7 protein-coding genes and 1 pseudogene are annotated in these 10,030 nt (G+C 66.2%); 4 read left to right on the top strand and 4 right to left on the bottom strand.

Going from position 1 to position 10,030, the window contains the following annotated elements; translation table 11 throughout:
• Positions 1-82: 82 nt before the first annotated feature.
• From ACFE99_RS09160 to clpS, 3 genes are read right to left on the bottom strand one after another with little or no spacing between them, the layout of a single operon-like run.
• A complete protein-coding gene (locus tag ACFE99_RS09160) occupies positions 83-1,114 on the bottom strand; it encodes a P1 family peptidase (protein ID WP_375484481.1) in 1,032 nt (343 codons plus the stop codon).
• 16 nt (positions 1,115-1,130) lie between these two features.
• Positions 1,131-1,703: a DUF2017 domain-containing protein gene (locus ACFE99_RS09155; protein ID WP_375484479.1), complete on the bottom strand. Its 573-nt coding sequence runs from the start codon at positions 1,701-1,703 to the stop codon at positions 1,131-1,133.
• Between the two features lie 25 nt (positions 1,704-1,728).
• Complete coding sequence (clpS, locus tag ACFE99_RS09150; RefSeq protein WP_324966401.1) at positions 1,729-2,031, bottom strand: ATP-dependent Clp protease adapter ClpS; 303 nt, start codon at positions 2,029-2,031, stop codon at positions 1,729-1,731.
• A gap of 47 nt (positions 2,032-2,078) precedes the next feature.
• Between clpS and ACFE99_RS09145 the strand changes: the two genes are divergently transcribed.
• The 4 genes and pseudogenes from ACFE99_RS09145 to ACFE99_RS09130 all read left to right on the top strand — a co-directional run bounded on the left by ACFE99_RS09145 (position 2,079) and on the right by ACFE99_RS09130 (position 6,499).
• Positions 2,079-3,386, top strand: a complete 1,308-nt coding sequence (locus ACFE99_RS09145; protein ID WP_375484476.1) for a nicotinate phosphoribosyltransferase — start codon at positions 2,079-2,081, stop codon at positions 3,384-3,386.
• 34 nt (positions 3,387-3,420) lie between these two features.
• Positions 3,421-5,403 carry an ATP-dependent DNA helicase gene (locus ACFE99_RS09140; RefSeq protein WP_375484474.1) on the top strand — a complete coding sequence of 661 codons (1,983 nt, stop codon included), beginning with the start codon at positions 3,421-3,423 and terminating at the stop codon, positions 5,401-5,403.
• 292 nt (positions 5,404-5,695) lie between these two features.
• Positions 5,696-5,920 (top strand): annotated as a pseudogene (locus ACFE99_RS09135) (serine/threonine protein kinase); the annotation flags it as partial.
• A 63-nt stretch (positions 5,921-5,983) separates the two neighbouring features.
• Complete coding sequence (locus ACFE99_RS09130; RefSeq protein WP_375484483.1) at positions 5,984-6,499, top strand: hypothetical protein; 516 nt, start codon at positions 5,984-5,986, stop codon at positions 6,497-6,499.
• A gap of 16 nt (positions 6,500-6,515) precedes the next feature.
• Here ACFE99_RS09130 and glgP read toward each other — a convergent pair whose 3' ends face one another.
• Positions 6,516-9,116, bottom strand: a complete 2,601-nt coding sequence (gene glgP / locus ACFE99_RS09125) for an alpha-glucan family phosphorylase (RefSeq protein WP_375484472.1) — start codon at positions 9,114-9,116, stop codon at positions 6,516-6,518.
• Positions 9,117-10,030 lie beyond the last annotated feature (914 nt).

The raw sequence follows: 10,030 nt of genomic DNA, 5'->3' as shown, positions 1-10,030 counted from the left end.
CACCAGATCGGCGCGGATCACCAGCACGTCACCGGTTTCCTCTCGGTCATCTGCGCCGTTCCTCCTCATCGCTTTCGCATCCTCACCGGCGCGGTCGGTCGAATGCTCCGGGCAACGTGCCCCGGTAGGTCGGTATTCCGGCCACCGACTCGGCGGCAACCACGCCGACTAGCACGGCGCGGGCCAGGCAGTCGGCTGCCGCCGACCCCACGACGGTCACCAGCGCCGTCTCCGGAGAAAAGGCAGCCGGCGTATCGAGCGGTGGCGCGACCTCGACTGCGCCGGTGGCCAGCGCGAACACCATATCGCCGTCCACCGGGGTGTGCGCGGGCCGGATGCTGCGGGCCAATCCATCGTGGGCGGTGCTGGCGACCTGCCGGCAAGCGGCCGGACTGAGCGCGGCGTCGGTGGCAACCACCGCGACCGCCGTGTTCAGCGAGCTCAACGGGCTTTCGAGCTGCGCTAGTGTGGCGAGTTGGTCGGCCGGCGGCGGCGTCAGCCCGAACTCGTCGGCCAGCTGTGCCATCCACGGCAGCCCGGTGGCCTGGTCGATGACATTGCCCGCCGAATTCACGGCGACCAGTGCTCCGACCGTCACCCCGGACGGCAGCGTCGTCGACGCCGTGCCGATACCGCCCTTGAGCACACCGGCACACGCTCCGACGCCGGCGCCGACCGTGCCGACGTCGACCTCGACGCCGGCAGACTCACAGGCGGCGTACCCGAAATCGGCGGTCGGCCGGCAGGCCCAGTCGCCGACGTCCAGATCGAAGATCACCGCTCCTGGCACGATGGGCACCAACCCACGGGCCAGTGCGACACCGCGGCCATGCTCCTCTAACCAGCGCATGACGCCGTCGGCGGCCGCTAAGCCGTAGGCGCTGCCGCCGGCGATCAGCACCGCGTCGACGTAGCGGACGCTGTTGGCTGGATCGAGCAGATCGGTCTCGCGGCTGCCGGGTGCCCCGCCGCGGGCGTCGACGGCACCGACGGTGCCCGGCGGTGTCACGACGACGGTTACACCACGCGCCCAGCCGCTGCCCCTGGCCGCGTCGGGGTCCAGCCGGTGGTAATGGCCGACGAGGATGCCTCCGACATCGGTGATGGAGTTCATCGCGTCGCCACCAGCGTCATCGGCGCCCCATCAACGCCAGCACCAGGTATTCCTGCAAGACCGTGAGCCACTGGTAGACGTCGAGATGCGGAGCCAGCGGATGGTCATCCGGCAGGCGTTCCGGCCCGGCGGGGCTGATATCGAGCATGGTGCCCAGCGCCAGCCGGATGTCGTTGACCGCGGCGATCCAGGCGTTGGCGGCGTCCTCGGTGAGCTCGAACCGACCGCCGTCGTCCGGAACGGTATCTAATAGCTGTTGGGCCGCAACGCGTTTGGCGTCGATGATTTCCGGTTCATGCAAGCTGCGCAAAGCGGCGTTAAGACCTTCGGCCGCATCGGGATCCTCGTCCTCCGGCCGGGAGAAATCGGGCAGCAGCCGCCGCAGCGTCGCGTCCTCCGGTGGCTGGGAATTGCCGGTTTTCATCCCGGTGATCTGCTCGAGTTCATCCGGCGGCTCGGAAGATTCGCGCTCGTCGAGCATGGCGATCAGCGAGCCGACCAGGCTCTTCAGCAGCGCCGCCTCATGCGGGGCCAACGCGGACCGAAAACGGGGACCATCCGCGGTCTCGACCCGCTTCCACTTGCGCACAGCGTCCTAGACGTCCTTAAGACCGTTACCGGTCCTGCTGCATGGTCGCCCACAGCCCGGCGGCGTGCAGCTTGGACACGTCGACTTCCATTTGTTCACGGCTGCCCGACGACACCACGGCCTTTCCTTCGTTGTGGACTTGCAGCATCAGCTTGGTGGCGTGCGGCTCGCTGTAGCCGAACAGCTTCTGGAAGACATAGGTCACGTAGGTCATCAGATTGACCGGATCGTCCCACACGATGGTCACCCACGGACTGGCTGTGACGTCAACTGGATCGACGTGGCGTTGCCCGGTGGTTCCCGGCTTGGTCGGGGCAGACGCAACCATGGCCCTAGGATACCGAGCCGGGGCGGCGCACCCGATACCGTTGCGGTGTGAACGACTCGGCCTGGGCTGGGCTGCTGACCGACAAGTACGAATTGACCATGCTGGCGGCGGCGCTGCGGGACGGTACCGCAGATCGCCGAACCAGCTTCGAGCTGTTCGCCCGCCGGCTGCCTGACGGCCGCCGCTACGGGGTGGTCGCCGGAACCGGCCGGTTCCTGGAAGCCTTGCTGAGCTTCAGGTTCAGCGACGACGCGCTGGCGATGCTTGCAGAATTTCTCGACCCGGACACGTTGGAGTACCTGCGCCGCTATGAATTCGCCGGCGATGTCGACGGCTACGCCGAGGGCGAGCTGTATTTCCCTGGCTCCCCGGTAATTTCAGTGCATGGCAGCTTTGCCGAGTGCATAGTGCTGGAAACGCTGGCGTTGTCGATCTTTAATCACGACAGTGCAATCGCGTCCGCTGCTGCCCGCATGGTCAGTGCCGCGCGGGAACGTCCGCTGATCGAGATGGGGTCGCGAAGAACCCATGAGCAAGCCGCGGTCGCCGCAGCGCGTGCGGCTTACATCGCCGGCTTCACCGCGACATCCAATCTGGAGGCCCAGCGTCGATACGGGGTGCCGGCAGAAGGCACCGCGGCACACTCGTTCACCTTGCTGCACACTCATCCTGACGGGCCCGACGAGCTGGCCGCCTTCCGCGCCCAGGTCGACGCGCTCGGCACGGAAACCACATTGCTGGTGGACACCTATGACGTGACGACCGGCGTAGCCACCGCGGTGGCAGCGGCCGGTACCGGGCTGGGCGGCGTGCGTATCGACTCCGGGGAGCTGGGTGTGCTGGCCCGCCAGGTTCGTGAGCAGCTCGACCGCCTGGGTGCGACCCGGACCAGGATCGTGGTGTCCGGCGACCTCGACGAGTTCGCCATCGCCGCGCTGGGCGCCGATCCGGTCGACAGCTACGGCGTCGGCACGTCGCTGGTCACCGGATCGGGCGCGCCGACCGCGAACATGATCTACAAGCTGGTGGAAGTGGACGGCATACCGGTGCAGAAACGCAGCAGCCACAAGGAGTCTCAAGGTGGGCGCAAAGAAGCGATGCGGGTGTCCCGCCCGACGGGCACGATCACCGAGGAGGTCGTGTATCCCGCGGGCCGCGTGCCCGACATCGCCGAGCCATGTCGCGTGTTGACGGTCCCGCTGGTGCGCGGCGGCGAGGTGGTGGCCGACACGTATTTATCTGCCGCGCGAAGACTGGTGGCATCGGGATTGCGCAGCCTGCCGTGGGAGGGTCTGATGTTGTCGCACGGCGATCCGGCGATACCGACACGGCAGATCCCGGCCCTTCACCTGTAGCCCAAAGGCAGGAGTAGCCACGACCGACCTTTCCGTGCCCGATCTTCTGGTCGCCGCGGTGGCTGCGATCGGGGGCAGTGAACGCAGCGGCCAGCTGGAGATGGCCCAAGCTGTGGCGCATGCGTTTGAAACCGGAGAGCATCTTGCGGTACAGGCCGGCACCGGAACCGGCAAGTCGCTGGCGTATCTGGTGCCAGCCATCGTTCGCGCAGTAGGCGACGATTCGCCGGTGGTGGTCTCGACCGCGACCATCGCCCTGCAGCGCCAGCTCGTTGATCGTGATCTGCCGCAGCTGGTCGACTCGCTTGCCGATGCGCTGCCCCGCCGGCCCCGGTTCGCGCTGCTGAAGGGACGGCAGAACTACCTGTGCCTGAACAAAATTCACAACGGGTCGACGACGCAGCCGGGTTCGGATCAAGAGCCGCAGGACGAACTCTTCGAGCCCCTCACCGCGCTGGGTCGCGACGTGCAGCGGCTCACCGCCTGGGCGTCTACCACGGATTCCGGTGATCGCGACGAGCTCAAACCTGGCGTGGCGGATCGCTCCTGGGCGCAGGTCAGCGTGTCCGCGCGGGAATGCCTCGGCATGGCGCGCTGCCCCTTCGGAGGCGAATGCTTCGCCGAACGGGCCCGCGCCGAAGCGGGCCGGGCCGACATCGTCGTCACCAACCACGCGTTGCTGGCCATCGACGCCATCGCTGAATCCGCGGTATTGCCTGAACACGAGTTCCTGGTCGTCGATGAGGCGCACGAGTTGGTGGATCGGGTCACCGCGGTGGCCACCGGCGAACTGACACCAGCCGCACTGACTGCGGCGGCGCGGCGCATCGGCAGGTTGGTCGATCCAGAATTGATCCAACGCTTCGAGGGCGCATCCAACACGCTTATCGCAGCGATCCACAACGCGATGCCAGGACGCATCGACTACCTCGACGACGAGTTGGCAACCCATGTGACCGCGCTGCGCGACGCGGCCAATGCGGCCCGGTCGGCCGTCGACACCTCGCCCAGCGATCCGAAGGCAGCTTCGGCGCGCCTGGAAGCCGTTGCCAGCCTGACCGAGATCGGCGAGACCGCGTCGCGGATCCTGGCGTCGTTCGCCCCGGCGATCCCGGATCGCACCGACGTGGTGTGGCTCGAACACGACGGCAGTCGCGGCTCAGTGCGGTTGGCGTTGCGTGTGGCGCCGCTGTCGGTGGCCGAGCTGTTGCGCAGCCGGCTGTTCGCGCGGTCGACGGTGGTGTTGACGTCGGCGACGCTCACACTCGGTGGATCGTTCGATGCCATGGCTACTGCATGGGGTCTGGCCGGCGACGACAATGATCAGCCCCGCTGGCGCGGGCTCGATGTCGGATCGCCCTTCCGACACGCCAAGGCCGGAATCCTTTATGTGGCAGCGCATTTGCCGCCGCCTGGCCGCGATGGCACAGGCTCGGCTGAGCAGCTAAACGAGATTGCGGAGCTCGTCGAAGCCGCTGGCGGACGCACCCTGGGGCTGTTCTCGTCGATGCGCGCCGCACGGGCGGCCGCCGAAGCCATGCGGGACCGGCTGTCCACCCCGGTCCGCTGTCAAGGCGACGACGGCACCGCCGCGCTGATCGAGCAGTTCGCCGCTGATGCCGCCACGTCGCTGTTCGGCACTTTGTCGCTGTGGCAGGGTGTCGACGTGCCGGGCCCGTCACTGTCGCTGGTGATCATCGACCGCATTCCGTTCCCGCGGCCCGATGACCCGCTGCTAAGCGCCCGTCAGCGGGCGGTGGCCGCACACGGCGGCAACGGCTTCATGGCGGTCGCGGCCAGCCACGCCGCGCTCCTGCTGGCCCAAGGCGCGGGGCGGTTGCTACGCGGCGTCGAGGACCGCGGCGTGGTCGCGGTGCTCGACTCCCGGATGGCCACCGCCCGCTATGGCAGCTACCTGCGCGCCTCGCTGCCGCCGTTTTGGCACACCACGGACGCGTCGCAGGTGCGCCAAGCGCTTAAGCGGCTGCGCACAGCGGCTGACGCGCGGCTTGCATGATGCATTACCACCGGCAGTGGCCTCACTCTTCTCGGCACGCGCCTGTCGGCGAATGGTCTTCCGCCGGGTACTTCGTCGCGCGACAGCATAAGGTGCAGCGATGAGCTCTCGTTGTGCTCGTTGTTTTAAAAGTCTCACCGTCATCGTGGCGATCGTCGTGATGGGTGCGATGGCTGCTGGCTGCGGGGGAAAAGGCACCGTTAATCCCAGCACTGCCACGACCGCGACGACGAGTGCCGCACTACCGACTTCCGGGCAAGCCTCACAGCCAGCGTCAGCGGCGGGGCCAATAGTGGTGCTGCCCTTCACCGGCCTTGATCGCCCCACCGGTGTGGCGGTGGACTCCAACGGCGCCGTCTACGTCACCGACAGCGGCAAAAATCGGGTAGTGAAACTGGCGGCGAATTCGTACGCGCAAAGCGTGCTGCCGCTCACCCGATTGAACAATCCTGTCGGTGTGGCGGTGGACAGCGGCGGCAACCTCTACGTCACCGACGCCGACAACAACCGGGTGCTATGGGCACACGCTCCACGGTCCGCCCCGTCTCCGCCTTGGCAGGCCACCTCCAGCACCGAGTGGATGGGACCCTTCAGCGGCCTGCGGACGCCTCAGGGTGTCGTCATGAAGGCGGCCAAAGATTTCTACGTCGTCGACAGCGGCAACAACCGGGTGCTGCACTGGAAGACCGGTATGAACGCCCCGGAGGTGCTGGCTTTCGCCGGCCTCAACCAACCGGATGGAATAGCAGTGGACGGCAGTGACAACATTTGGGTCACCGACACTGGCAACAACCGAGTATTGCAACTGCCGTCACACTCCAGCGCCACCCAGACCGTGTTGTCGATTACTGGTCTGAACCACCCACACGGTGTGACCGTGGATCCCAACGGCGCCTACGTCGCCGACAGTGGCAATAACCGGGTGCTGAAACTGAAGACAGACCCCGCCACCAAGGTCACCACCCTGTCCACCCTGCCGTTCAGCGGTCTCAACGATCCGCGCGGTGTGGCGGCGGACGGCCAGGGCAACATCTACGTCGTGGACGGTGGCAACAACCGCGTGCTGAAACTGGCGAAGGCTCTCGCAGCGCAGTGACTGTTTGCGGCGCCGGCTAGGCCAGCGTGACCAGACCTAGCTCGTTGGCGGCCGCGAGAAGCGGGTGGTTCGGCAACACCCGCACGGTGTAACCGACCGCCCCGGCCACCGGCAGTGGCGTCGTCGTCGAGAAGATCTCCTTACCTGCGCCGGCGTTGCCGGTGTGTGACATCTCGATCGTGACGGGGTCTCGCAGGCTGTCGTCAGCGTCGACCCTGCCCAGCAGCGCTTGCACCGTCACCTCGTCGGGACGAAGCCCAAGCAGCTGCACAGTCGCGGTTAACGTCAGTTTCGAGCCCAGGACCGGGGTATCAGGCAACCCGGTGCTGTCGACGTCGCTGATCCGGATTTTTGGCCACGCCTGAAATGCGCGCCGCCGGTAGGCGGCCAGGTCACGGGCCGCGTCGAAAGGAGCGCTGCCGCCGTCAGCGCCCATAGTGCGGCGCAATGACTGCGCGGCTGGGGTGTAGTAGCGGTCGACATAATCACGCACCATGCGTGAGGCAAGGACCTTCGGCCCGAGCGTTTGCAGCGTGTGCCGCACCATCTCGATCCACCGCGGCGGCACGCCGCGCTCGTCACGCTCGTAGAACTTCGGCGCCACCGACTGCTGCAGCAGGTCGTAAAGTGCGCTGGCCTCCAGATCGTCACGACGGCTGGCGTCGGCCACCCCGTCGGAAGACGGGATTTCCCAACCGTTTTCACCGTCGTACCACTCGTCCCACCAGCCATCGCGGATCGATACGTTCAACCCGCCGTTAAGTGCGCTCTTCATCCCCGACGTGCCACACGCCTCCAGCGGGCGCAGCGGATTGTTCAGCCAAACATCGCAGCCCCAATACAAGCGCCGGGCCATCGACATGTCGTAGTTAGGCAGAAAAGCTATTCGGTGTCGCAGCTCGGGTCGGTCGGCGAACCGCACTACCTGCTGGATTAGCGCCTTGCCGCCGTCGTCAGCCGGATGAGATTTTCCTGCGACGATCAGCTGGATCGGCCTTTCCTCGTCGAGCAGCAGCCGTTCCAAGCGATCGGGATCGCGCAGCATCAACGTCAGCCGCTTGTACGTCGGCACTCGCCGGGCGAACCCGACCGTGAGTACGTCGGGATCGAATGCCGTCGAGATCCAGCCGAGTTGAGCTTCCGAGGCACCGCGTTCAAGACATGAGCGGCGCAGCCGAACTCGGACGTCCTCGACGAGCAGAGCTCGTAGTTGGCAGCGGATCGACCACAGCTGCGCCGGATCTACGTGTTGCAGTCGCCGCCACGTCGCGGGCTCGCTCAACGAGTCGGAGCCGGCCAGCTCGCGGCCCAGCTCCACCCACTGCGGCGCTGCCCAGGTAGGCGCGTGCACACCGTTGGTGATCGACCCGATCGGCACCTCGTCCGCGTCGAACCCGTGCCACAGTTCGTTGAACATGGCGCGACTGACCCGGCCGTGCAACTGTGAGACACCGTTGGCACGTTGGGCCAGGCGCAGGCCCATGTGGGCCATGTTGAAGGTGGCCGGGTCGTCCTCGGCACCTAACTGGATGACTCGCTCGGTGGGGACACCCGGCAGCAGCGCGGGTCCGTCGGGCCCATCGAGATTGTCGCCGAAGTAGCGACGCACCATATTCACCGGAAACCGGTCGATGCCGGCGGGCACCGGGGTGTGAGTGGTGAACACCGTGCTGGAGCGCACGACGGTGAGCGCGGTATCGAAATCCAACCCCGAATCGGTCATCAGCTCGCGGATGCGTTCCACTCCGAGGAAGCCGGCGTGGCCCTCGTTCATGTGGAACACCTCCGGCGCGGGCAATCCTTCGATGGCGGTGAAGGCGCGAATCGCCCGTACACCGCCGATGCCGGCGAGGATTTCTTGTTTGATGCGATGGTCCTGGTCCCCGCCGTACAGGCGGTCGGTGACGCCCCGCAGCTGGTGCTCGTTCTCTGGGACGTCTGAGTCCAGCAGCAACAACGGAACCCGGCCTACCTGCGCGACCCAGATCCGGGCGTGCAGCTGCGCCGCATCGGGCAACGAAACCTCGACCAGCACGGCGTTGCCGCCGTCGTCGGTGAGCAACCGCAACGGCAGTCCCTGCGGATCCAGCGAGGGATAGGTCTCCTGCTGCCAGCCGTCTGCAGTCAGCGACTGCCGAAAGTAGCCCGACCGGTAGTACAGGCCCACCGCGATCAGCGGCACCCCAAGGTCGGAAGCCGACTTGAGATGGTCGCCGGCGAGGATGCCAAGGCCACCAGAGTAGTTCGGCAACACCTCGGCGACCCCGAACTCCATCGAGAAGTACGCGATACCGGTGGGCATGGCGATGCCGTCGCTCTCTTGCTGCTGATACCACAGCGTGCAAGTCAGATAGTCGTTCAAATCCGCTGCCAGCTCATCGAGCCGCGCAACGAACCCGTCATCGTCTGCCAACTCGTCGAGCCGTGCCGGATTGACCGCCCCCAGCATCGCCACCGGGTCACGGCCGCACTGCACCCACAACGCGGGATCGATGGTCGCAAACAAGTCCTGCGTCGGTTTTTCCCACGACCAGCGCAAGTTCGTCGACAGTTGTTCCAACGCGGCGAGGCGCTCTGGAAGGTGAGCGCGGACGGTGAACCGGCGAAGGGCTTTCACGCGTTAGTACCTTACTGACGAGTGATCAGCCGCGCGCGCCGATATAGGCGCTGGCAGAAGCATTTTCGCCGCCGAACCGCCGGCAACTACGACGCCCGTCCAATCGGCGCCGTCGAAAAGTGGAAACCGTAGCCGCGGAACGACGGGCTCACGGGCTGGCACTCGTTGGTTACATGGTTGAACCACTCGCCCCGCCCGCACTCCGGGGGCGGCGGTGGTGGTCCTAGAGGCTGGCACGCATTGATTCCGGGGTCCCACCAGTTGCCCGGACCGCAATCAGGCGGTTGAGCCGAGCTAACACCAAGCGACCCCGCTATGACGTATGCCATCGGCGCTAATGCCAACGCGACGATGCCCGCCACGCGGCCAATAAAGCAACTCATCGAAGCCCTCCCATCGGAGCGTCCAGGCCCCCGTTTTGAACCGGCCCGCGCAACTGCGCGGCGTATCGGCTGAGTTCCAAAAGTACCTAAATGCAGCTGAAGCGTCGCTCTCTAACTGTCGAGACCGATGCCTCTTGCACTCAGCTATGTACCCGCTCGGCGCCATTGAGCTAGCGGGACTTCTCGCTGCTATCCCCCAGCTTGGTTCGCATGACCCTCTGGGCACGAAAGGTCATGGGCTCCATCGACGACGCAGAGATTGAGGCGAAGATCCGTTCGACATTTGCCCGATCTGCCGCGCGGGAGCACGGGCCCGGGTCAAACTTGGGGCCTAAACGCTTCCGACAGGAGGGGCCTTGATGAGTACCTTTGTTGGCCGCTTGGCGGGCATCGCCATGGTGGCATTAGCGCCGATCGCGTACGTGACAGCGGTGTCGCCTGGCGTGAGCTCGGCTCAACCGCCTGATTGCGGTCCGGGCAACTGGTGGAACCCCGCAGCCAACGCATGCCAGCCCGTCGCCCCACCACCGC

It is taken from the genome of uncultured Mycobacterium sp. (assembly GCF_964249325.1).
GTDB lineage: Bacteria > Actinomycetota > Actinomycetes > Mycobacteriales > Mycobacteriaceae > Mycobacterium.
The sequence above is the reverse complement of the archived record's forward strand: the minus strand, read 5'-3'. Positions and strand labels throughout refer to the sequence as shown.